This is a genomic window from Arthrobacter sp. UNCCL28 (assembly GCF_900102805.1).
Classification (GTDB): Bacteria; Actinomycetota; Actinomycetes; order Actinomycetales; family Micrococcaceae; genus Arthrobacter; species Arthrobacter nicotinovorans_A.
The window spans coordinates 48,409-69,711 of sequence record NZ_FMWE01000004.1 but is presented as its reverse complement, the minus strand read 5'-3'; the positions used below and the strand labels follow the sequence as shown (position 1 = coordinate 69,711).

Below are 21,303 nucleotides of genomic sequence, written 5' to 3'. Positions count from 1 at the left end.
ACGCGGGGTCATTTAAGGCCCGTTACGGCGCCCGGAGGGGGCCACAAGTGACCCCGCGTTGCTCTTGAGGGTTCAGCGTTGGCCGGGAAGCCCGCCGCTCTGGGGCGGGATGAAGCCGAGCCCCGGGCCGTGGTCGTCATCATTGCGCTCCGCGGCGCTGCGGGTGTCGCTTTCGGAGGTTCCGTCCGAGTCCCCGTCCACGTCGGCCAAACCGTTCGTCTGGTCAAAGGGGTGGGTGATGGGGTCGACGTCCGGTGTCTCCCGGGCGGCCGGAGCCGAAGCGGCCGGCCCCGAAGCGCCCGGCCCCGCCGCGGGCCCCGCGGCCGGAGCCGAAGCGCCCGGCCCCGCGGCCGGAGCCGTAGCCGCCGTAGCCCCGGTTGACTCCGACTCCGGCTCCTGGTTCTCGATGTACTCCCTGAACTTTTTCAATTCCGACTCAGCCTGCCTCTCAACAACATGGAGTTTGCCGCCCAGGCATTCCAGGGTGCGTTGAAGCGCGTCCGTTGCCTGCAGGCGGTACTGATCGCAGCGATGACCAGTACCTGGCAACTTCCGTGGCCATGCTGCCCTCCTCGATTCAATAATGATCAGTATGCTTACATTATTGACCATGGCAGAGGGTTAATACAGGCCCGGCAGGAGCGAATCAGCTGATGATCCGGCCGTTCTGGACCAGGTACTCCAAGTGCTCGGAGATGTCGGCCAGCACGGCGATGTCAGCCACGGGGTCAGCGTCCAGGACCAGCATGTCGGCATCCGCTCCGGGTGCAATCACACCGATTTCCCCTACCCGCTCCAGCAGTTCCGCCGCCGTCGTGGTTGCCGAACGGATGGCATCAATCGCGGGCTGGACCTTGCCCAGCAGCCTGAATTGCTCGTTCTGGTGACGGTGCATGCCGCCCAGGAGGTCCGAGCCGAACGCCATCTTGACGCCGGCTTCGTGCGCGCGCTCAATCGCTTCAAGCCCGCTGGTGAGGACGGAATCCACCTTGGCCCACATTTCCTCGGTGAGCCCGAACTCCTTGCCCTCTTCCTTCAGCGCCCAATACGTGACCAGGGTGGGAACCAGGAAGGCGTCCATTTCCAGGAACAGGTTGAGGCTTTGTTCATCCAGGAGGTTGCCGTGTTCGATCGAGCGGACGCCGGCTTCCAAGGCGCGGTTGATGGCTTTGGCGGTGTAGGCGTGCGCGGCGACGTACCGGTTGGCGGCCTGGGCTTCTTCCACCGCGGCCCGCATCTCTTCCATGGAGTACTGGGTGGAATCGATGCGGTCCGTGGGGGAGGAGACGCCGCCGGACGCCATGATCTTGATGTGGTGGGCACCCTTGCGGATCTCGTCCCGGGCGGCGGCGCGGACAGCGTCAACGCCGTCGGCCACCCGGCCAATGCCGCAGCAGCCCCGGCCGTTGGGGTCGTGGTCTTCACCGGGCAGGCGCATGTCGCCGTGGCCGCCGGTCTGACTCAGGGCGTGGCCGCAGAAGTGGATCTTCGGCCCCTCCAGCAATCCCTCCTCCTGGGCCATCGCCAGCCCGAAGTCGGCGCCGGACAAGTCGCGGACCGTGGTGAAACCGCGGCGCAGCATCGCCCCCATGATTTTGGCGGTCTGGGCGTAAACGTAGGACGGCGGCGTGAAGGTCAGCGACCGGAAGTCGGCGCTGGAGGCGACCACATGGACGTGGGCATCGATCAGGCCGGGGATCACGAACTTGCCGGTGCCATCGATGACCCGCGCACCGGCAGGCGCCTCGGCGTTCGGTTCGACGCTGCTGATCTTCCCGTCAACGCTGACGACGTCGGCAGTTGAGTAGCTGCCGGCCGCAACGTCCAGGACGCTTGCGTTGCAGATGATCAGGGGAGTGCTTTCTGGGGCGGTGCTCATTTAGATGGTGTCCTTCGCGGGGGCTTCGGGGACTTCTGGGATTTCCGTGGGATGGGCTTCAAAAGCCTGGACGAGGTGGGCAAGGTTGGAGTTAACCACGTCGACGGCGGTTTCCACACTGTGCTGGGTGTACTTGCCTTCGGCGTCGAGGAGCGCGAGGACGCCCACTACGTTCTCCTGCTGGTCGAGGACCGGCACGTTGATCACGGCGCCGCAGCCGAGTTGCTGGATGAGTCCGGAGTCGGAGAAGACGTTCCGGAGCGCTTCCAGGTCCGGGGCAAGGAAAGGCTTCTTGTCTTCGATGACCGTTCCCAGCCAGCCGGGGGAGATCTCCACTGTCTTCTCACCTCCCACCGGGTACTCGGCCGGGTGGCTGGTGTAGAGCCGCTTGAGGCTGGAGCGCTGCGGAATCCACTGCAGGACTGTGAAGAGGACAACTCCGGGGTCCTGCTCCATGTCGTGGAAGGTCTGCTCGAAAACGGATGTCATGGCGTTCACTTGCTTCCTGCCGCTGCGGGATCGTGTTCGGTGCGGGCGTTGATGTCCTCCAGGGACTTCCCTGCCGTGGAGGCGCCGAAGATCACTACGCCCAGGACGCCAATGGTCAGCACCACGGTGGTCATGGTGAACACTCCGCCGAAGCCAAGGGATGCGGCGAAGATGCCGATGATGGAGGGCGCAAGGATGCTGCCGATGCGGCCCACTGCGCTGGCCAGGCCGACGCCGGTGGCGCGCATCCACGTGGGGAAGAGCTCGGGGGTGTAGGCGTAGACGCCGGCGTAGGTGCCGTTGAGGAAGAAGGACAAGGTTGCCGCGGCTACCAGGATCATGCCGGAATCGTTGGACTGGCTCAGCCAGAAGGCACTGATGGCCGATCCTGCCAGGTACAGGGCGATGGTGTTCTTCCGGTCGATCCGGTCGCACAGCCAGGCCGCGGAGAAGTAGCCGGGGATTTGTGCCAAATAGATGAGGATGGAGAACTCGAAGCTCTTGGTGATGGTGATTCCGCGGCCCACCAGCAGGGTGGGGATCCAGGAGAAGAAGCCGTAGTAGGAGAACGTGATCACGAACCAGATCAGCCAGATCACTGCTGTCCGGCGTCGCATGGCCTTGGACCACATGAACTTCAGGGCGTTCCAGATGTTGATCTTCTGTTCGTGCTTGACGATCTCTTCTTCCGCGGCGGGCAATGGCTCCAACGGCTTTCCGGTGGCCTTGATGACGCTTTGCTCAAAGCGGTCTACTACTTCGGTTGCTTCGGCCACGCGGCCGCGGCTGATGAGGTAGCGGGGGGATTCAGGCAGGCTGCGGCGCCACCACAGGAGAAGGAGGATGGGGATTGCGGTGAGGACCTGGGCCCAGCGCCAGCCGTCTTCGCCCAGGGGAACAACGAACCGGCCGATCAGTGCGGCGGCCACAAAGCCGAAGGAGAAGAAGCCGGCCAGGGTTCCAATGAACCAGCCGCGGCGCTTGGGGGGAATGAATTCGGAGAGGAACGGCGCGATGATGACGCTCTCGGCGCCTGCGCCCAATCCTGCAAAGATCCGTGCAATCAGGAAGATCTCGAAATTGGGGGCCATGGCTGCCACCACGGACATGAGGCAGTAAAAGGCCAGCGCCCACAACATGACCTTTTTCCGGCCGAAGCGGTCCCCGAGCCAGCCGGCCAGGATTGCGCCGAAGAAGAAGCCGAACGGGGCGGCCGAGCCTACCAGGCCCAGGCTGGCGGTGCTGAGACCCCAGAGTTCCTGGATGCGTGGGAGGAGGAAGGCCACCACGGCGCCGTCCATTCCGTCGAAGGAGTAGCCGAGGCCTCCAATGAGGAGAAGCTTGTAGTGTGGTCGACTGAGAGCCAGACGATCAAGGCGTGCTGTGAGAGACATTGGGGATTCCTGCCAAAGTGGGCCAAGTTGTACATTTTTAGGAATATGCACGGATCTGTGCAGAAGCGATGTATCGAAGTTACGGCCAAAGTGTGAGGTAGGTCAATAGGTGGAAGAAGATTTCGACTCGTCAACGTTGACCGAGTGGCTGGACAGCCGTGTCCAAGGACGCAAGCTCGCGGCACGCCAAATGCAGGTCATCGGCATCCTCCGCTCGCAGCCCCGGCTGGCCTCCTACGGCTCTGTCAGCGACATCGCCGCAGTGGCTGCCTCCAATGCCTCAACGGTCACAAGAACCGCGCAAACACTGGGATTCAAGGGGTGGGCGGACTTCCAGTACGAGCTCAGGTCCCGCTTCCTGGCATCCCTCAGCGCCGTCGAAGTCGCGGCGGAACACAACGGCCACCTGAGCAGTCCTGCACAGGCGGCAGTGTCCACGGACAGGGCAAACCTGGCCCATTTTGAGCGCACTTTGGACGCCGGCACGCTGCACAACATTGCGAAGGCGATCGCCGGTGCGCGGCAAACCTTCATTGTGGCCGCGGGAAGTTACGCCATCCCAGGCAAAGCCCTGGAGCACAACGCGATCATTGCCGGCTACAACGTCAGGCTCCTGGATGCCGACGTCGCGGCCCTCACCAATGCCATTGCACGACTCGGTGCAGAAGACCTGGTGATCGCCATCAGCCTGTGGAGGGTTTACGACAGCACCATGCGCGCCGTGGAAATCGCCCACAACCTCGGCACGCCCATCGCATCGATCACCGACAGCGCGGGCTCACCGGTCGCAGTGCACGCCGATCACAGGATTGTGGTGCCCACCGAGGGCGCCGGCTTCTTCCCGTCCCTGACAGGTGCGGTGACCGCGGTCCAGGCGATCGCCGTCGAGCTTGCCTCCCTGGACCGAGAACGCTCCAACCAGAACATCGCCGCTTCGGAGCGGACCTGGGATCAGATGCGCATCATGCACCCGCGCTCAACTTCCTAGGGCCGTGTCTTCCTGACCCTCTTTGGGTCCACCGGGACCAAAAAACAACCCCTTCGGGTTACTTTGCGGCCGCGGCGGCGCCAAAGAAGGTGGGGAAGCAACAGAAATTACGACGCCGGGACCTCCTGGGATGCATCGGCCGCCCCAGGATGGGGCCGTCCCGCCGGCAGGTGGTCACCGACCAGGGCCAGGTTCTGGATGACGGCCAAGCCGAACTGGGCGGTGTCGTTCGTGGAAACCGTAGGTGCTTCATCCACGGGCTGGAGTACGTAAGGCGGCAGGATCTTCTTCAGCGTGAAGGCCTCGGCATGGTTGAGGTTCTCCCCGCCCTCGGCAAAGCTCTCCCATGCCAACTCCGCCAGTTCCGGAGACCCCAACCGGGCCGCCGCATAGGCCGTCAGCCGACTGTGAGCCTGGGTGAGGTAGATACCGGCCAAGGGTTGGCCCACCTCCGCGATCTGTTCCTCCGGGGTGGCCAGGAACAGCCGGCAGTACTGCATCCAGGCCTCCTCGAAATCCTTGTCCGGCACCAGGCTGATCAGTTCGCTGCAGATTTCCACCAAACCGAACACGGCACTCAGGTGCGAGACGCTGATGGCTTCCCTGCCGGCGTCGAACCTTCCCGCATCCAGGTCGTAGAGCGCTTCACCCGTCAGGAAGCCGTACTTCAGGGCGCCGATGTCGGCCATGGTTCCCAGCAGCCGATCGCGGGAGCGCGGGTTGCCGGTCCGTTCCCAATCGGTGAGCCAGGTGGCGGCAAGCGAGCCCCAGTCCGTGCCGAGTCCCACGCCCAAGGCGCCACGGTCCGGGCGGTAGGTCGCGGCGTCGGGCCTGACTTTCCGGACGGGATCCAGGCCGAGGAAATTCTGGTCGCTGTCCACCAGTTCGGTGAGGAGATCGCCCGTGCGTTCGTCCGCGGTCAGGTAGTAGTGGAAACGCCGGTAGGCCGGGGTGCTGATGCGCAACTGCTTGGCGCTGCAGCCCCAGTGCTGGACGTTGTGCCGTGAACCCAGGCCGCGCCAGGGCCCGAGGTGGTAGACGTCCACCTCACCTGTGTGGCGGGTCATGGCCTCGGCGTAGCGGAAAACGTCCGCGCGGCCCGTCCGGAGGTACATGTACCAGAGCCAAAGATCGGGGGAGAGCTCGGAGTTGTCCCAGGCATAACCGCCGACGTCGTAGCGCCACACGTGCCTGTCGGTGTCATAGGTGTGCATGACGTCGCCGTAGTTCCAGAACCCGTACCAGCGGCGCTGCTCGGTCTGGCCCTGGTAGAAGTCGAACAGGAAGTCCAACTTGTCTTCCAGCTCTGCCCTGGCGGGGGTGCTGCGGTCCACCGGAGCCCAATCGCCGAACACGCCAGCTGCGTGCAGGTATGCGGGCGAGGGCTGCAGCATTGGCGGGACGGATGCCGCCTTGGCGTCCGCGGCGAGTGACTCCGTGCTGGGCGTTGCGTCGTAAGCGAAGAGCGTCAGCTCGTGCGTACGGGCGATGCCCGTGGCGTTGCCGAAGCCTGGCTCATAGTCCTCATACGTGATTTCAAGGCCTTCAAGCTGGTCCTCGAACGTGTCCTGGCCCAGGCCGTCGTGATAGAAGCGAAGGTCCATCGGCTGGGCTTCGGGGGAGTAGAGCCATGCGGTCATCTTTGCTTCCGCGGTAGCTGCCCCGCGGATATCCAACTGTCCCGGATGCGATTGCCAGAAGTCGCGGATGCCAACGCCGAAGCCGCCGCGGACATCGCTCAGGGAGCAGAAGCCGGCCGCCCTGGTGCCGCCGGAAACCCCTACCCAGCCGTGGCCTGGGGCCGTCCGTTTACGCAGATCAAAACCGTCTGCGGTCAGCTGCGTGAGGGTGTAGTCGTTCCAACTCGGGATGAGGTGGAGTCGTTTCGAAACCAGCGGACTCCACTCGGCCGCCGGAGGAGTGGGCCGCCCGGCGATCTGTGCCGCGCGTACTTCCTCTCCCGGATCCCGGCGCAGGCCCGTCAAGCCCAGGACTGCCTCCACCAGGAAGCCGCCGTCGGCCCCGGCGATCCTGATGTGCCGGTCATGCAGTTCGCTCTCGAGTGGCACAGTGAACTCGACGCCCAGCCCCGCCAGGAAATCCTGTTCGGCGTCGCCGTCCCAGATGAACGAGTGCATCATCCTGACGCTGCGGGCGCCTGTGTAGAAGTAGAAACGAACGGTGAAGGGGAGCCATTCTTTGCCGCCGTCATCGGCGCGGTGCCGGCCCTCGACCCGGACCACGGCGCGGACCGGACCGTGTTGTTCAATGGTGACCTGTGTGGTGTGGCCGGTGAAGCCCGTGCGGGTGGTGGTGCCTGTTCCCTCCGCCGGCCCGGACTGCAGCAGGCTCACAAGGCGGCCGTCCTTGGCCACCACGTTGCCATCGCGGCGGAGTTCGGTGAACAGGGTGTCGCTATTCCTGGTGATGGCCATGTCCAAGATGCCAGTGGAGACCGTGACGGAGCCTCCGACTTCGGTGACGGTCACCGTGCCTCTAGCGGAGCGTACGGAACCCGGGCCTTCCGTGTCCGGGCGTTCGACGGCGGCTGCCGGACCGGCGTCGTGCGTTTCAGTTGGGAAGCTCACCTGATAGGCGCCGGCGGGTTGATCCGTGGCTCCGATGGCAATGCCGGCCCACTTGAGGGATCCGTCGGGCCAAGTGGCAAGGGGCCATGTTTGGGCGCTGACAGTGCTGCCGCTGGCGTCGTGGACCGTGAGGACACCTGCGTCCTGCACTGTGCCGCGTTGGAACGGCATGCCCCACGTCGTGCCGCCGCTGAGCGCGGCGGGCGGTTCGCCATCGATCCACGTGATCGGGGCGTGCTGAGTCATGGTAAATCCACCTAAGAGTCTGGGAAAACGCTTTCTTTGAGACGTTTCAACAACTTACCCGTGCTGTGTCGCAGTCGCAAGGGGTGGCCGGGTGGTGATCGGATGAACCCCTTGACCTGCCCCGCATGCTGGCGTATCGTACAACCAAATGGTTGTAGATCAGCTCAGTAAAAATCCCTCCGGAGACGTCGAACTAGACCGCCTGTTCCAAGCCCTGGCCGACGCCACCCGCAGGGACATCGTGGCCCGGGTGACGGCAGGGGAGTACTCGGTCTCAGGGTTGGCTGCGCTGTACGCCATGAGTTTCGCGGCCGTGCAGAAGCATGTTGCGGTCCTGGAACGGGCTTCCCTGGTGACCAAGGAGAAGCGTGGGAGGGAGCAGATTGTGCGGGGAAACCATGACGGACTGCAAAAAGCCCGGCATCTGCTGGACCACTTCGAATTGATCTGGCGGCAGCGTGCCGGCCGGATTGCGGACATACTCGCTGAAGAAAACGAAAGGGATCTGCCATGACTGTTGTCAGCGTTAGCAAGGATGCTGAGGCCCTGAGCTTCACCATCGTGGCCGAGTTCGACGCCGATGTGAAGCGCGTGTGGAGGATCTGGGAAGACCCACGGCAGCTCGAACGCTGGTGGGGGCCGCCAACCTGGCCTGCCACGTTTGAAACCCACGAGTTCACCGCCGGGGGCAAGGCCGCCTACTACATGACCGGGCCGGACGGAACCAAAGCCCACGGTTGGTGGAAGTTCACGGCCATCAATGCCCCGGACCACCTGGAATTTGACGACGGCTTCGCCGACGAGCAGGGCGAGCCGGTAGATGACCTCGGCATCACGCATGCCACGGTGAAGCTCGAGCCCCTGGACAACCGCACGCGCATGACCATCACCTCCCGCTTCGACTCCGAGGAGCAGATGCAGAAGATGGCCGAGATGGGCATGGAAGAAGGAATGCGCGAGGCAACCGAGCAGATCGACGCGCTGCTGGGCGCCAACTAGCCACTGAACCAAAAGCAAAAAGAAGCCGACGACGGCGGGTGCCTCCCGTCGTCGTCGGCGTATTGTTTAAGTCCCGGCCGCCTCTCGAAACGGACCAGTGACATGGCGCGACTGATCATCATGGGCCCTCCAGGTTCCGGCAAAGGCACCCAAGCCGAACACATCGCGCGGCACTTCCGGATCCCGGCAATTTCAACAGGGGACCTGTTCCGCGAGCACGTTCGGAAGAAGACAGGGCTGGGTGCCGAGGCCAGCGGGTACATGGACCAGGGCGAGTTCGTGCCCGACCATGTCACCACGGCCATGCTGCGCCAACGGCTTGACGACGGGGACGTTGACGCCGGTTTCCTCCTGGACGGCTACCCGCGGAATGTTCTCCAGATCGGCGCCTTGGACGAAATACTCGCAGCGCAGGGCCGGGGCCTGGAAGTGGTGCTCGCCTTGGCAGCCCCGGACGAGGAATTAGTGGCGCGAATGCTTCGACGGGCCCAGGAGCAAGGCCGGGCCGATGACACGGAATCGGTGATCCAACGGCGGCTGGAGCTCTACCGGGACGAAACGCACCCTGTTCTGACCGCCTACTCGCAGCGCGGGATCCTGGTAAACGTCGAGGGGGCGGGTGATCGGGAGACGATTACTGCGGCTGCGATCGCAGCGGTGGAGGGGATTTTGGGCGGTTAGCCATTCGTCCTGTGGTCAGCCCCTGGCGGCGGCAGGAAGTTCGGCGCCCAAGCCGCGGAGGTAGGCCGCGAAGCCTTGCGGTGCCCGGGCTTCGGTCCTGCCCGAGGTCACCACCCGGATGCTGTCCGTGGACGTTACCGTGAAACCGTGGCGGCGAAGACGCTCCACCAATCCACGGTCCTCGTGGGAACGCACCGAAGGAAATCCGCCCGCCGCGAGGTAGGCCGAAGCCCTGATGCCCAGATTGGCTCCGTAGATGTGGGAGTGGTCCTCGCGGAACGGGTGCAGCGCCAGCCAGCGTCCCAGCACCGCGGGGTCCACATCGGCAGGGTCCGGTTCCACCGAGCCCAGGACGGCGTCGGCGCCATTGCTGGCAAGATCGACCTGTCGTACCAGCCAATGACGGGGGACTGTGGAATCGGCATCGGTATTCGCGAGCCAAACGGTTTCGGGTCCTGCTCCGCTTTCAGTCCCGGGGGGTTGGAGGTCGTCCAGGGCAGTCCGCACGCCATAATCGCGGCTGGCCCCTGCGCTGCGCAGCTTCACGGTGACATTGCGGAAGCGGGGATCGCCGGCGCTGAAGGCAGTGCAGATCTCCTTGGAGTTGTCCGTGCAGTTATCCAGGACCACCGTGACTGAAACGCCCACCCCGGGGTGCTCCACTTCAAGAGTGTCCAGTGCACTGCGCAACCCGCTGAGCGCCCGGCCCAGACGCTGTTCCTCGTCATGGGCGGGCATCACAACGGCCACGTTCCTGATGCCTGCCGGCGGTGCTTCGGTCATGTCGAACTGTCCGGCGCCACCAGGACTTCCACCATGAAATCCTTCTCCTGGTAGAGCCCATGGGTGGGCCAGCCGAGCTGGGTGCGGGCCATGGCGTGCACCGATTCCGCGTCGAGCTCCCAGCCGGAGATCGGGTGCCTCCAATGACACAAAAGCAGTGTTCCGCCGGGCGTAGTTGAGGCCTGAATTCTTGTTAGGAGTTCGCTGAGCTCTTCCGGGGACAGGTAGTAGCCAGTCTCGGACAGAACCACCAGATCGAACCTGCCGTCAGGCCATTCATGCGGCATGGTGAGGTGCTTGACCTCCGCTGACGGGTAGTTCGCGAGGCGCTCCGCTGCCTGGGCCAAGGCCGCTGAGCTGGCATCCACTCCCAGGAAATTCCGGCAGCGTTGCGCCAGTTCCTCACTGAGGGTGCCAATCGAACAGCCGAGCTCCAGCCCGGACTCGTAGCTCTCCTGTGGCAGGGCAGCCATGGTGAGGGCCCTCTTCCGGCGCTCATACCAGCTGGAGGTGTAGCTCCATGGGTCCGTTTCCCGGGTGTGGACCTCATCAAAGATCCGCTCAGCATCCGCGGCGCTGTTGTTCCCCGCCGTTGAAGGATGCCAGGCGAACGTTTCCCACGGCCTGGTGAAGTGCTCCAGGAAGGTCGCGGACAGCAGCGTCTCGTCGCCGGCCTGTTCGGAGAGCGGCCCGGTCTGTGAGGCGTGAGCGTGCATGGCGGTCGCTTTGGCGTGTTGTTCTGCCGGGCCCAGGGGCAGGCGTACCCATTCCTTCCACGCAGAGTCTCCAGTTCCTGCCCACAACCAGTACCAAATGGGGTACTCCAACAGGCCGAAGCCGCGTTGTGTTGCTACGCCGGCGGCTACGCTGCCCAGGGTGTCATGGTCCGTATGGCCGTCCGACCGGTAGGGACCCACGATCACCACGCTCTGGGGCGAATGCCCCGCGGTGCTCTCCTCAACCGCGGCGGCGATCCGATCAGCAGAGGCGGCCAGTTTTCCGTCAGGGAGTTCCAAATACCGCCACGTCGCCCCCGGCGCCAGCCCGGACATCGCTGTGCCGAACTCGGCGAGCCTGACAGCGGCAAGCTGTTCCGGCGTCGTGGTTGGCGAATCCGGGTGCGAGGCCTCGCCTGCGGTGCACAGGATGATCTCTACTGCCGCGCCGGCCGCCTGCAGTTTGGCCAGGAGGCCACCGGCACCCAGTGATTCGTCGTCCGGATGCGCAGCCAGCACCACGAATTTCATGGCTGCGAGCTCTGATGCGTCGAGTGGGAGCTCAGGCAGCGCAGCCACGCCCGAAGCCGCCCAGTCCTTTTCCGGCGTGCCGACGTCAGCGTGCGTGAAAGCTACCATCCGCAGTCCCCTTTCAAGGTCAGGGCGCCCAGCTGGGCATCGTCCCGCATGGCGTGGTGCTGCCTGATGTACAGCGACAGGTCGGCCATGCGTTTGCCGTACGCCTCGTTGAATGCCAGCGGCGCCGGGCCGAGGTTCTGCGTCACTACCGTTTGGACGCGCTCGACGGCGGCCGCAACAGTGCCGCGGACACGGAGGGCTTCGCTCCAGGCGCTGGGGGAGTTGCTGTTGTGGCCGTCCGGGTTCTCCGGCTCGCCGGTGTCTATCCGCTCGGCGGTTTGGGCGAGGTACCCGGTGACGGATGTGAGGATTCGGTCCACCTCACCCAGGGAGGCGAGGGCCACCTGGTCAGGGTCCCTGCCGTTGTCCGCGCCCTTCGCCAGCGCGGTCCTGAAATCGCGGGCAACGGCAACTGCTCCGCCAAGCCAGCACGCGGCTACGCCCATGCCACCCCAAGCGAAACCGGGACGGGCGAAGTACCACCCTTCACCGCCGACAGTGGTTGCGGGGACTTGGTCGAAGTGGACGGTGCCACTGGGGATTTCCTGGAGGCCGCGGCTGGTCCACACCGGTGTTTCGCAGGACACTCCGGGGTGTTTCAAGTCCACGGCAAAGGCGGCCCGACTGTTGTGCCCGGTGTGGGCTGTGATCACTGCCCCATCCAGTTCTGCGGCCAGGGAACACCACGGCTTGGACCCGTTGAGGACGTAGTTTCCGGCGTCGTCGCGCTTTGCCTCGAGCTTCAGGCCGGGGCCTTCGGCGGCGAAGACTCCCCAAGCGCCCTCGGGTGTGGCGGGGCTGTCAGCCTGTTCCAGGATGGCAAGGGCATCCAGGTGTGGCTCAAGCACCCTCCCGGCGGCCACATCCACTGCGGTCACAGACGCGAGCAACTCCCAGAGCTTGGCGGTGTTGCCTTCGCCGGGCTTCGGGGCTGTGTGGCCGATCTCCTTGGCCAATGCCAACAACGCCCGAACGTCACCCACCGCGGCCCGTACCTGTTCCAGCATGGGTTCGAGCGCCTGCAGTTGAACGGGTTCGGAACTGATGCGTACAGGCCTGGCTTCGGGTTGACTCATGGAGCCAAGCCTAAACTAAGGTGCCTTAGGTTATGTGCGCGGAAGGCAAGAGAACGACGGCGACCCGCGAACGCCCCAACGCGCTCGACCCCCACAAAAGTTCCCTCGGGTCTCAAGATGAAGCGCATCTTCACAGCTTTTGTCATGCTTGTCACATCTTGTTGTCATTAACCGTGACAGTTTCCGTAGCTTGGAGGGGTCAGCATTCCCGAGCTCAAGGACCACCCATGCCACAGCCCAACGATTCCGCTACCGTTCCCACCGACTCGCACAGCCCGCCGGGTACCAACCCGGGCAAGGGAACAGCCAAGCCCAGCTTCCTCAGCAACCTCGGCGCGGACCTTCCCGCGTCCCTCGTAGTTTTCCTCGTAGCACTCCCGTTGTCGCTGGGCATCGCCGCCGCCTCCGGAGCCCCTGTCATGGCCGGTCTCATCGCCGCAGCCGTGGGCGGCATCGTCGCAGGCAGCCTGGGCGGCTCCCCACTGCAGGTGAGCGGCCCCGCCGCCGGGCTGACCGTCGTCGTCGCCGGTCTTGTGGACGAATTCGGCTGGGCGGTGACCTGCGCCATCACAGTGGGTGCCGGCGTCGTGCAGTTACTGATGGGTGTCAGCCGTATTGGCCGGGCCGCGTTGGCAGTTTCGCCCGTGGTGGTCAAAGCGATGCTCGCCGGCATCGGCATCACCATCATCCTGCAGCAAGCCCACGTGTTGCTCGGCGGGCAGGCCGCAGGGTCCGCGATGGAGAACCTGACAGCCCTTCCCGCGGCCATCACCAACGTGGAGCTCCACTCGGCGTTGCTTGGCCTTGCCGTGGTGGCCATCCTGATGGCCTGGAAATACTTGCCTGCGGCGGTGCGGAAAATTCCCGGGCCGTTGGCCGCCGTCGTCGCCGTGACCGCCTTGGCCGTTGCAGTGGCACCAAACGTTGAGCGCATCAGCTTCAGCGGCTCCATCTTCGATGCCATCGCACTACCAAGCCTGCCGGACGGCAATTGGCGGGCCGCGTCCATGGCCGTCATCACGGTGGCGCTGATCGCGAGCATCGAATCCCTCCTGTCCGCGGTGGCCGTCGACAAAATGCACGGCAGTTCCCGCACCAACCTCAACCGCGAGCTCGTAGGCCAAGGTTCCGCCAACGTTGTCTCGGGCATGCTCGGTGGCCTGCCGGTGACCGGCGTGATTGTCCGCAGCGCCACCAATGTTGAAGCCGGCGCCAAGAGCCGCTCATCTGCCATCCTGCACGGTGTCTGGGTCCTGGTGTTCTCTGCCCTGTTCGCCGGACTCATCCAACTCATTCCGTTGTCCGTCTTGGCCGGCCTGCTGCTGGTCATTGGCGCGAAGCTCGTCAAGGTCGCCGACATCCGCACGAGCCTGCGCACCGGTGAGCTCCTTGTCTACAGCGTCACCCTCATCTGCGTGGTGGTCCTGAACCTGCTCGAAGGCGTCATGATCGGCCTGGCCCTGGCCGCCCTGTGTGTGCTTTGGCGGGTGCTCCGGGCACAGATCCACGCCCACGCACCCGCAGGTTCCGGCCTGCCGTGGCGCGTGACCATCGCCGGCTCGTGCAGTTTCTTCGCGCTGCCCCGGCTCAACCGCGTCCTGCACTCCGTGCCCGCCGGCCAGGACGCCGTGGTGGAACTGAACGCCGACTACCTCGACCACGCCTTCCGTGAAGCACTTGTGGCCTGGCAGAAACAGCACCGCAACACCGGCGCCTCCGTGGTCCTTGAAGAACACGGAACCACTGCTTTCACCGATGCCGAGGACAACACTCCCCAGCGGCAGGACCTGCGCGAATTCCCCCTGCCGCCGCGCACGTCCTGGTTGCCTTCCGCTGACAAAACAACAGCAGACGACGACGGCGGGCAGCCGCCGCTGCGGTCCATCCTCCTGGGCATCGACAAATACCATCGGCGGCACGCAGACAAGGTCCGTCCACTGGTCCAGGACCTGACGGAAAGCCAGAATCCGGACACCTTGTTCGTGGCGTGCGTCGACTCCCGGGTCAACCCCAACCTGATCACCAGCAGCGGGCCGGGGGATCTGCTCACGCTCCGCAACATTGGCAACGTGGTGTGCAGCGACGGCCGGGACGCCTCCATCGATTCCGCGTTGTCCTTTGCGGTCAAGGCGTTGTCCGTGGATTCGATTGTTATTTGCGGGCATTCCAACTGCGGTGCCATGAAGGCCGTCATCGCTGATGCTGAGGGTTCAGCAGCTGCCCTGGGCGCCGGTTTTGATGAGTGGTTGGAGCACGCGCGGCCCAGTTACTCGGCTTTGCTCGCCGGCCATCCCGTTGCCCGGGCTGCCGAGGTCGAGGGGTACAGCCGGCTGGACCAACTGAGCATGGTGAACATCGCCATGCAGCTCCGCAAGCTGGAGGACCACCCCGTCACCGGTCCGGCGTTGGGTTCAGGCCAGGTCCAGGCCACTGGGTTGTTCTACGACATCTGCACGGCCCGCGTTGTGCTGGTGACGGCGGAGGGCATTGAACAGCTGGATCCGGGCATGGCTGTGCGCGCCTGATTCCGGCTGAGGCTCCACTGGCGGTGCCTCCGGCGGTGGTGCCTCCACCCGCCGCGGCTCCACTGGCGGTGCCTGATTCCCGCCGCACCTCCACCACCTGCATTGGCCTCCGAACGGCCCCCGCCACGCCCCATTTACGGCGTGGCGGGGGCCGTGGCGGTTTCAAAGTGGGTGGTGGGGGTACCTCCTTAAACCAAGCCGACGTGCGGAATACTGGAATGAGGATGTCCGGCAGGCGAGGGGCTGCCGTGTGAGGAGGTGGCGGGAACATGAACGCCGGGAACAACGCCTTCAGGCGCAAGCTTGAGCGCGGCGCAGAACTGCGGGCCGTGCGGTCCTGGGGCGGCAACGCGGAAGAAGACGCCGAGCTCGAAGCCGCCGACGCCGAGGAACGCGAGAAGCGCCGGAAAGTAGACGACGCCGCAAGGGTTGAGTACCTCATCCGCGACGCCATGAGCCAGGGCAAGTTCGACAACCTCAAGTACGCCGGCAAACCAATCCCCGGACTAGGGGAGCATTATGACCCCGACTGGTGGGTCAAAGGCCTCATCCAGCGCGAACGCCTGAGCGGGATCGGACCACCCGCCATCCTGCTCCGCATCGAGGACGGCGAACTCGAGGCCAAACTGGATCAGCAATACACGGACAAGCAGGTCCGCGACATCCTCGAGGACTTCAACAAACGCGTCATCGAAGCCCGGCGGCAACTCCAGGGCGGCCCACCAGTGATCACCAAGCTCCGCGACGTGGACGCCGAGGTTCAAAAGTGGCGGGAGCGCAGGGCAGCTGCAGCCCCGCCTGAGCCTGAGCCGGAGCCCCAGGGCAAACGGACGTGGTGGCAGCGCCTCTGGAACGGCTCCGGCTGACCCAACCAGGCGGCAGCAGAGCGCGTTTTCAGCGCGCTCAAAACGCGCACAACTGCGCCCTACTTGGGTGGGGCGCGGACAAACAGCAGCCGACGGCGGAACGTGAGTCCCGCCGTCGGCTGCTGTTTGTTACGGGTACTGTCCGGCCAGGGAGTGCTGTCCGGCCGAGGAGACATGATCGGGCCTGGGGATACGGTCAGGCCAGAGCGTGCCGTCAGGCGAAGCTGTCTTCCTTGGCCCCCGGAGCTGGAACGGGCTTCCCCCCGATGAGGGCCGAGAGGTGCGCCTGCTGCTGGCGGAAGTGGCCGTGGGCGGTGAGGCCGAACTCGTAGGCGGACTCGGCGTGCTGGGTGAGGTCTACGCCGGTGACTTCGTGCTCGAGGGGAACCCGGAATCCAATGGCCTTGTGAATCATCCGGCCGATGACCAGCGTTCCGATGCCCGAGAGGGCGATGGTGACCAGGACCGCCACGGTCTGTGCGATGAGCTGCTGCGGACCGCCGCCGTAGAGGAGCCCGCCGCCAACGCCGTCCACCGGCAGGGCGAGGAAGCCCAGGGAGAGGGTGCCGATGACGCCTGCGCCGAAGTGGACGCCCACCACGTCAAGGGAGTCGTCGAAGCCGAACTTGTACTTCAGGTCGACGAATACAGCACACGCGGCACCGGCTACGAGGCCCAGTGCCAGGGCAGCGAGCGGGCTGATGTTGGCGCAGGACGGGGTGATCGCCACCAGGCCGGCCACCACACCGGACGCTGCACCCAAGGATGTGGGGTGACCGTGGCGGACCTTTTCCACAACAAGCCAGCTGAGCATTGCCGCAGCAGGTGTGACCAGGGTGTTGATCCAGATGAGGCCGGCCTGCTCCGCTGTGGTGGCGGCACCGCCGTTGAATCCGAACCAGCCGAACCAGAGGATGGCTGCGCCGATCATGATGAACGGGACGTTGTGCGGGCGGTGGTTGGGGTCTTTGGCGAATCCGTGACGCTTTCCCACGATCAATGCGAGGACAAAAGCGGCGGTTCCGGAACTGACCTCAACCACTGCGCCACCGGCAAAGTCGATCACCTGGCCGAAGATCCGGGTAAGGGCGCCGTCTGCGCTCATGAGGCCACCGCCCCAGATCATGTAAGCCAGCGGGCAGTAGACAACGGTGACCCAGATCGGGACGAACAAGGCCCAGGCGCTGAACTTGGCGCGGTCGGCAATTGCGCCGCTGATGAGGGCCACGGTGATGATGGCGAAGGTGGCAGCGAAACCTGCCTTGATGAGGTCCGGCGAGCCGATCAGGTCCTGCAGGCCGAAGTGCGCGAAAGGGTTGCCGAACAAGCCGAGGAAGCCGTCGCCGGTGGTCATCGAGTAGCCCCACAGGACCCACACCACGCCAACGATGCCGGCCGAGATGAAGCTCATCATGATCATGTTCAGTGCTGCCTTGGCGCGGGTCATGCCACCGTAGAACAGGCCGAGGCCTGGGGTCATGAACAGCACCATTGCCGCCGACAACATCATCCAGACGTGTTGCGCAGAGATTTCCACCTGCGTTCCCTTCTCATTGAGCCTGTCCGAAACGGGGCCGTTGTTTCCGGCCCACATCAACCCCCCGATCAATATTCGGTGAGCTATGTTTCCGACTCAGAAGAGCTAAGTTGCAGGTAAGTTACAGAAATCGTCCGTTCGTGAAGATCACGTCACTGGCGTGTTTCGAGAATGTTAACGGCGCTTCTCCCGACCCCCGGCAGGGTAGCCGCCGCGACGACTCGCAACGATGATCACCAGGGCAATCGCGGTTGGCACTGCGGCAGCCAGGGGCACCAGCTGTGCGCCCACAGTGGTCAGGGCGAATGCTCCGTAGACGGCGCCCACGGCGATACCCAGCTGGATGGTCACCACGGTGAGGCCGTTGGCAGCATCCTTGTGCTCGCCGCCGGCGCGGAGAATCGCAGCCTGGTTGTAGATGCCCACAGCGCCGAACGCGATGCCCCAGAGCGTCATCAGTCCAAACGCACCCACCCACGTGCCGCCCAGCGCCGGCAGCAGGGCGAAGGCAACAACCAAGAGTCCGACGGCGGCAATCACCGAGGTGCGCGGCCGGGAGTCCGCTGTCATGCCGGCAATCCAAATTCCCACCAAGCTGGCGATTCCGACCACGGAAAGGGACAGGCTGGTAGCCGATTCGGGAAGCCCCGAGGCCAGGAGGAACGGAGCAACATAGGTGAAGAGGGTGAAGTGCGCCAGCAGCAGGAGCGGCCAGGCAATGGCGATCGCAACCACGCCGGGGAGTTTCATGGCCGCCCGGAGGGACGGGGTCTTTTGGCTGGCCTGGTCATGGGCGCCGGGGAGCAGCCACAAGGCCAACAATGCCAGCAGTACACCCACCCCGGCCAGGACCAGGAAGGAGGTCTGCCAGCTCATGAGGGAACCCATCAGGGTTCCAATGGGAGCACCGACGGCCAGCGCGATGCTGTTGCCACTGAAGACCACGGCCATGGATTTACCCACGGAGTGCGCAGGGACAATGCGGGCCACATATGGTGCCATGCTGGACCACAACATGCCGTGGGCGATGCCGCCAAGGAGCCTGGCGCCAATGGCCCATCCCAAGGTGGGGCTCAGGGCGAGGAGGACATTGCTCAGCGCAAATGCCAGCACCGTGGCAATGAGGAGCGTCTTCCGCGGCAACCTGCCCGCCAGGAATCGGGACAACGGGAGTGCCGTGAAGACGATGATGGCCGCATAAACCGCGGTCAAGGAACCCACGGCCGACTCGTCCACACCCAAGTCACGGCTGATTTGGGGGAGCAGGCCGGAGGGCAGGAGTTCAGTGGTCACCGCGGTGAACCCCGCGGCAGCAAGGACCAGAAGCCCACCCCAGGGGATCTTCTTCGGTTGCTGCGTTCCAGCAGTCGACGCCTTGGCTGATGGCGTTCCGACGATCACGGGGTCCTGCGTCAAGAGATGGCTCCTCGGGGGATGGTTATTTCATGGGGTTCCTACAACGTTATGCAGCGCCGGCGATGCGAGGGAGTCTCTGTCAGAAACCCCCTCCAACCAGCAACACACTTTGTCAGGCAGGCATTCCTCGCGCAGACTGGGCGTGTGAAGCCCTTCCTCTTGCTGGCCACCCGCGCCGAAGACGCCGCAGCCGATGACGAGTACCAGGCGTACCTGCGCTACTGCGGCCTGGAACCGGAAGAACTTGTCCGCGTGCGCTTGGAATCCGAGCCGTTGCCGCCCCTTGATCTCGCCGACTATTCCGGAGTAATTGTTGGTGGCAGCCCGTACACCTCCAGTGATCCTGTGGAGGAAAAGAGCGCAGCCCAAGTCCGGGTGGAGGCGGAACTCTCGGAGCTGTTGGACAGGATTGTGGCCCAGGATTTCCCGTTCCTGGGCGCTTGCTATGGAGTTGGAACGTTGGGCGTTCATCAAGGAGCCACCATCGACCGGCGCTTTGGCGAACCTGTGGGGCCAACGGAAATCCAGCTCACCGCTGAGGGTGCGCGTGACCCCATGCTTCGCGGCGTTCCCCAAACCTTCGATGCTTTTGTGGGCCACAAGGAAGCATGCAGCGAACTCCCCGGACACGCAGTGCTGTTGGCAAGCTCGGCTGCCTGTCCTGTTCACATGTTCCGCATCAAGAACAACCTTTACGCCACGCAGTTCCACCCTGAACTGGATGCCGACGGCCTCATCACGCGCATCAACATCTACAAGAACGCCGGATACTTCCCACCCCACGAGGCTGACGAACTTATTGCCGTCGCCCGGAACTCCGGGGTGACTGAGCCCATGCGGGTGCTCAGGAACTTCACGGAGCTCTACGCGCGCTGAATCCGGTGGTGTCGCCGGCGCCACACCATACCCCCGCTTCACCGAACCGAAGGAATGACGACATGACCCGCGTTCGCATGGATCTGTTCACCTCGCTGGACGGATACACCCCTGCCGATCCCACTCCGGACCAGCCCATGGGTGCTGACTGGGGGCGCCTCACTGAGTCCTATGCCGCCACCCGGACCTTCCGGCAGAAGGTGTTCGGCGATACCAGCGGCGCTGGAACCGCAGGACTGGATGATCGCCACGCAGTCTCCTTCTTTGAGGGCGTCGGTTCCGAGATCATGGGCGCCGGGATGTTCGGACTTCACGCGTTTGCCGATGACCCGGACTGGAAGGGCTGGTGGGGCGACAATCCGCCGTTCGGAACCCCGGTCTACGTCCTCACCCACACAGCACCGCGTCCGTCGATCCCGATGTCGGGAGGAACCACCTTCCACTTCCGCAACACCGCAATCGAGGAGGTGCTCGCGGAGGCCAAGGAGGCGGCAGGTGATCTGGATGTTCGCGTTGGCGGTGGTTACGGGACGGCCCGGGACTTCCTGCGTGCCGGCTTGGTTGATGAGATCCACCTGACGATCGCTCCCATTTTCCTGGGTCGCGGCAACCGGCTGTGGGATGACCTGCGCGCATTCGAGCTGACCCACAAAGTGACATCCGAAGTGGCCGAAAGCGGCACCATCCACGTCACCCTGACCCGCTAAAACCACCTCCCTGGTGGAACGGGAAGGGAGTATGTTGAACACGCGGGCTTCGTATGTCCAGGATTTGGTATCGCGTGCACTCGTGGAGGGTCAATGAGCGGTAGTCGTCACAGTGCAGGGATACTCAGGCTCCTGGACCGAAAGCTCACCGTTCAGGAACGGGAGATCACCGAGCCCACACGGAAGCGGCTGTATGTTGCCGCTTTGGTGCTGGCGATGGTTGGTGCCGGGTTCTTCTTGCTCCTCCTCACCGGGGTCCAGCAGAAGACGTTCGTGGCCGGCGTCGATGGTCCGGTCAATTCGTGGTTTGACAACCAACGGTCCCCGGCGATGACCGTCACCATGGCCGTCCTTGCCACTGTTTTTGGCCCCGTTGCCATGCCGATCATTGTGGTGGCCTCCACAGTGGTCTGGATGTTCCGGGCCCGTCACGCCTGGCGGCCGTTGTTGTTGGCCGGCGCGATGCTGACCGGCGTGATCCTTGCCCAGGTCATTTCCCGTCTGGTTGACCGGCCCCGGCCACCGGTGGAACAGATGCTGCTGGGTGGGGACACCACGTACTCGTTTCCCTCCGGTCATGTGCTGGGGGCCTCGGACTTCCTCTTAGTGGGCGCGTTCCTCGTCCTGTCCCGCGGCCGCCACGGGCCAGGGGCCGTAGTTGCCGGATTCAGCATGGCCGTTGCGGGGATCCTCACCCAGGCAGTGAGCCGGCTGTACCTCGGCTACCACTGGCTAACGGACACCCTGGCATCCATATCCCTTTCACTGGTGGTCCTTGGTGCAGTTATTGCGCTGGACACCTGGCGCACCACCCGGGTGGCACGGGCTCCGGCCACCAAACCCTCAACCGAGGACCCCTGACCCCACCCCCAGCGGCGCCCACCCCGAGCGGCGCCCA

General features: G+C 64.5%; 19 protein-coding genes. 9 read left to right on the top strand and 10 right to left on the bottom strand.

Going from position 1 to position 21,303, the window contains the following annotated elements; genetic code table 11:
• Window positions 1–72 precede the first annotated feature (72 nt).
• Genes BLQ01_RS22360 through BLQ01_RS12605 form a run of 4 tightly spaced genes read right to left on the bottom strand, consistent with a single transcriptional unit; the run spans window position 73 to window position 3,762 of the window.
• A complete protein-coding gene (locus tag BLQ01_RS22360; RefSeq protein ID WP_175493432.1) occupies window positions 73–612 on the bottom strand; it encodes a hypothetical protein in 540 nt (179 codons plus the stop codon).
• Window positions 613–646: 34 nt separating this feature from the next.
• Window positions 647–1,879 (bottom strand): metal-dependent hydrolase family protein, encoded by a 1,233-nt coding sequence (locus BLQ01_RS12615; protein ID WP_091552071.1) that lies wholly within the window; start codon window positions 1,877–1,879, stop codon window positions 647–649.
• Window positions 1,880–2,368 carry a GAF domain-containing protein gene (locus tag BLQ01_RS12610; RefSeq protein ID WP_091552457.1) on the bottom strand — a complete coding sequence of 163 codons (489 nt, stop codon included), beginning with the start codon at window positions 2,366–2,368 and terminating at the stop codon, window positions 1,880–1,882. It abuts the gene before it with no gap.
• A gap of 5 nt (window positions 2,369–2,373) precedes the next feature.
• A complete protein-coding gene (locus BLQ01_RS12605; protein ID WP_091552069.1) occupies window positions 2,374–3,762 on the bottom strand; it encodes an MFS transporter in 1,389 nt (462 codons plus the stop codon).
• A 109-nt stretch (window positions 3,763–3,871) separates the two neighbouring features.
• On the opposite strand from BLQ01_RS12605, the gene BLQ01_RS12600 reads away from it, so the two are divergent.
• Window positions 3,872–4,750 carry a MurR/RpiR family transcriptional regulator gene (locus BLQ01_RS12600; protein ID WP_091552067.1) on the top strand — a complete coding sequence of 293 codons (879 nt, stop codon included), beginning with the start codon at window positions 3,872–3,874 and terminating at the stop codon, window positions 4,748–4,750.
• Window positions 4,751–4,857: 107 nt separating this feature from the next.
• Here BLQ01_RS12600 and BLQ01_RS12595 read toward each other — a convergent pair whose 3' ends face one another.
• Window positions 4,858–7,584 (bottom strand): exo-rhamnogalacturonan lyase family protein, encoded by a 2,727-nt coding sequence (locus BLQ01_RS12595; protein ID WP_091552066.1) that lies wholly within the window; start codon window positions 7,582–7,584, stop codon window positions 4,858–4,860.
• A gap of 148 nt (window positions 7,585–7,732) precedes the next feature.
• Here BLQ01_RS12595 and BLQ01_RS12590 point away from each other — a divergent pair, with 148 nt between their 5' ends.
• The 3 genes from BLQ01_RS12590 to BLQ01_RS12580 all read left to right on the top strand — a co-directional run bounded on the left by BLQ01_RS12590 (window position 7,733) and on the right by BLQ01_RS12580 (window position 9,264).
• On the top strand, window positions 7,733–8,098 hold the full coding sequence (locus tag BLQ01_RS12590) for an ArsR/SmtB family transcription factor (protein ID WP_091552064.1): 366 nt from the start codon (window positions 7,733–7,735) through the stop codon (window positions 8,096–8,098).
• The gene (locus tag BLQ01_RS12585) at window positions 8,095–8,583 is read left to right on the top strand and encodes an SRPBCC family protein (protein ID WP_091552062.1); all 489 of its coding nucleotides are present in this window, start codon (window positions 8,095–8,097) and stop codon (window positions 8,581–8,583) included. The genes BLQ01_RS12590 and BLQ01_RS12585 overlap by 4 nt, the downstream gene beginning before the upstream one ends.
• Before the next feature lie 102 nt (window positions 8,584–8,685).
• Window positions 8,686–9,264: an adenylate kinase gene (locus tag BLQ01_RS12580; protein ID WP_091552061.1), complete on the top strand. Its 579-nt coding sequence runs from the start codon at window positions 8,686–8,688 to the stop codon at window positions 9,262–9,264.
• A gap of 15 nt (window positions 9,265–9,279) precedes the next feature.
• Here the strand turns inward: BLQ01_RS12580 and BLQ01_RS12575 are convergent, their stop codons facing one another.
• Genes BLQ01_RS12575 through BLQ01_RS12565 form a run of 3 tightly spaced genes read right to left on the bottom strand, consistent with a single transcriptional unit; the run spans window position 9,280 to window position 12,478 of the window.
• Window positions 9,280–10,047: a glycosyltransferase family 2 protein gene (locus BLQ01_RS12575; protein ID WP_217638384.1), complete on the bottom strand. Its 768-nt coding sequence runs from the start codon at window positions 10,045–10,047 to the stop codon at window positions 9,280–9,282.
• Window positions 10,044–11,402 (bottom strand): bifunctional PIG-L family deacetylase/class I SAM-dependent methyltransferase, encoded by a 1,359-nt coding sequence (locus tag BLQ01_RS12570; protein ID WP_091552059.1) that lies wholly within the window; start codon window positions 11,400–11,402, stop codon window positions 10,044–10,046. Before BLQ01_RS12570 ends, BLQ01_RS12575 begins: the two co-directional genes overlap by 4 nt.
• The gene (locus BLQ01_RS12565) at window positions 11,396–12,478 is read right to left on the bottom strand and encodes an acyl-CoA dehydrogenase family protein (protein ID WP_091552058.1); all 1,083 of its coding nucleotides are present in this window, start codon (window positions 12,476–12,478) and stop codon (window positions 11,396–11,398) included. The genes BLQ01_RS12570 and BLQ01_RS12565 overlap by 7 nt, the downstream gene beginning before the upstream one ends.
• A gap of 227 nt (window positions 12,479–12,705) precedes the next feature.
• On the opposite strand from BLQ01_RS12565, the gene BLQ01_RS12560 reads away from it, so the two are divergent.
• Together BLQ01_RS12560 and BLQ01_RS12555 are read left to right on the top strand one after the other, a co-directional pair.
• Entirely contained in the window at window positions 12,706–15,003 is a 2,298-nt protein-coding gene (locus BLQ01_RS12560; protein ID WP_091552056.1) for a SulP family inorganic anion transporter, read from the top strand.
• A 269-nt stretch (window positions 15,004–15,272) separates the two neighbouring features.
• Entirely contained in the window at window positions 15,273–15,869 is a 597-nt protein-coding gene (locus tag BLQ01_RS12555; protein WP_026541956.1) for a DnaJ family domain-containing protein, read from the top strand.
• A 214-nt stretch (window positions 15,870–16,083) separates the two neighbouring features.
• On the opposite strand, the gene BLQ01_RS12550 is transcribed toward BLQ01_RS12555, so the two are convergent.
• Together BLQ01_RS12550 and BLQ01_RS12545 are read right to left on the bottom strand one after the other, a co-directional pair.
• Window positions 16,084–17,406 (bottom strand): ammonium transporter, encoded by a 1,323-nt coding sequence (locus tag BLQ01_RS12550; protein ID WP_175493431.1) that lies wholly within the window; start codon window positions 17,404–17,406, stop codon window positions 16,084–16,086.
• 174 nt (window positions 17,407–17,580) lie between these two features.
• Window positions 17,581–18,807 carry an MFS transporter gene (locus BLQ01_RS12545; protein WP_091552454.1) on the bottom strand — a complete coding sequence of 409 codons (1,227 nt, stop codon included), beginning with the start codon at window positions 18,805–18,807 and terminating at the stop codon, window positions 17,581–17,583.
• A gap of 159 nt (window positions 18,808–18,966) precedes the next feature.
• Between BLQ01_RS12545 and BLQ01_RS12540 the strand changes: the two genes are divergently transcribed.
• The 3 genes from BLQ01_RS12540 (at window position 18,967) to BLQ01_RS12530 (ending at window position 21,266) form a co-directional block, all read left to right on the top strand.
• Window positions 18,967–19,698: a glutamine amidotransferase gene (locus BLQ01_RS12540; RefSeq protein WP_091552054.1), complete on the top strand. Its 732-nt coding sequence runs from the start codon at window positions 18,967–18,969 to the stop codon at window positions 19,696–19,698.
• A gap of 62 nt (window positions 19,699–19,760) precedes the next feature.
• Window positions 19,761–20,405 (top strand): dihydrofolate reductase family protein, encoded by a 645-nt coding sequence (locus BLQ01_RS12535; protein WP_091552052.1) that lies wholly within the window; start codon window positions 19,761–19,763, stop codon window positions 20,403–20,405.
• A 93-nt stretch (window positions 20,406–20,498) separates the two neighbouring features.
• On the top strand, window positions 20,499–21,266 hold the full coding sequence (locus BLQ01_RS12530) for a phosphatase PAP2 family protein (RefSeq protein WP_091552051.1): 768 nt from the start codon (window positions 20,499–20,501) through the stop codon (window positions 21,264–21,266).
• Window positions 21,267–21,303 lie beyond the last annotated feature (37 nt).

What these genes read in the sequence shown, in the direction of transcription:
- BLQ01_RS22360 (WP_175493432.1), bottom strand. Translation starts at nt 612, where the DNA reads ATGGTCAATAATGTAAGCATACTGATCATTATTGAATCGAGGAGGGCA.
- BLQ01_RS12615 (WP_091552071.1), bottom strand. Translation starts at nt 1,879, where the DNA reads ATGAGCACCGCCCCAGAAAGCACTCCCCTGATCATCTGCAACGCAAGC.
- BLQ01_RS12610 (WP_091552457.1), bottom strand. Translation starts at nt 2,368, where the DNA reads ATGACATCCGTTTTCGAGCAGACCTTCCACGACATGGAGCAGGACCCC.
- BLQ01_RS12605 (WP_091552069.1), bottom strand. Translation starts at nt 3,762, where the DNA reads ATGTCTCTCACAGCACGCCTTGATCGTCTGGCTCTCAGTCGACCACAC.
- BLQ01_RS12595 (WP_091552066.1), bottom strand. Translation starts at nt 7,584, where the DNA reads ATGACTCAGCACGCCCCGATCACGTGGATCGATGGCGAACCGCCCGCC.
- BLQ01_RS12590 (WP_091552064.1), top strand. Translation starts at nt 7,733, where the DNA reads ATGGTTGTAGATCAGCTCAGTAAAAATCCCTCCGGAGACGTCGAACTA.
- BLQ01_RS12585 (WP_091552062.1), top strand. Translation starts at nt 8,095, where the DNA reads ATGACTGTTGTCAGCGTTAGCAAGGATGCTGAGGCCCTGAGCTTCACC.
- BLQ01_RS12580 (WP_091552061.1), top strand. Translation starts at nt 8,686, where the DNA reads ATGGCGCGACTGATCATCATGGGCCCTCCAGGTTCCGGCAAAGGCACC.
- BLQ01_RS12575 (WP_217638384.1), bottom strand. Translation starts at nt 10,047, where the DNA reads ATGACCGAAGCACCGCCGGCAGGCATCAGGAACGTGGCCGTTGTGATG.
- BLQ01_RS12570 (WP_091552059.1), bottom strand. Translation starts at nt 11,402, where the DNA reads ATGGTAGCTTTCACGCACGCTGACGTCGGCACGCCGGAAAAGGACTGG.
- BLQ01_RS12565 (WP_091552058.1), bottom strand. Translation starts at nt 12,478, where the DNA reads ATGAGTCAACCCGAAGCCAGGCCTGTACGCATCAGTTCCGAACCCGTT.
- BLQ01_RS12560 (WP_091552056.1), top strand. Translation starts at nt 12,706, where the DNA reads ATGCCACAGCCCAACGATTCCGCTACCGTTCCCACCGACTCGCACAGC.
- BLQ01_RS12555 (WP_026541956.1), top strand. Translation starts at nt 15,273, where the DNA reads ATGAACGCCGGGAACAACGCCTTCAGGCGCAAGCTTGAGCGCGGCGCA.
- BLQ01_RS12535 (WP_091552052.1), top strand. Translation starts at nt 19,761, where the DNA reads ATGACCCGCGTTCGCATGGATCTGTTCACCTCGCTGGACGGATACACC.
- BLQ01_RS12530 (WP_091552051.1), top strand. Translation starts at nt 20,499, where the DNA reads ATGAGCGGTAGTCGTCACAGTGCAGGGATACTCAGGCTCCTGGACCGA.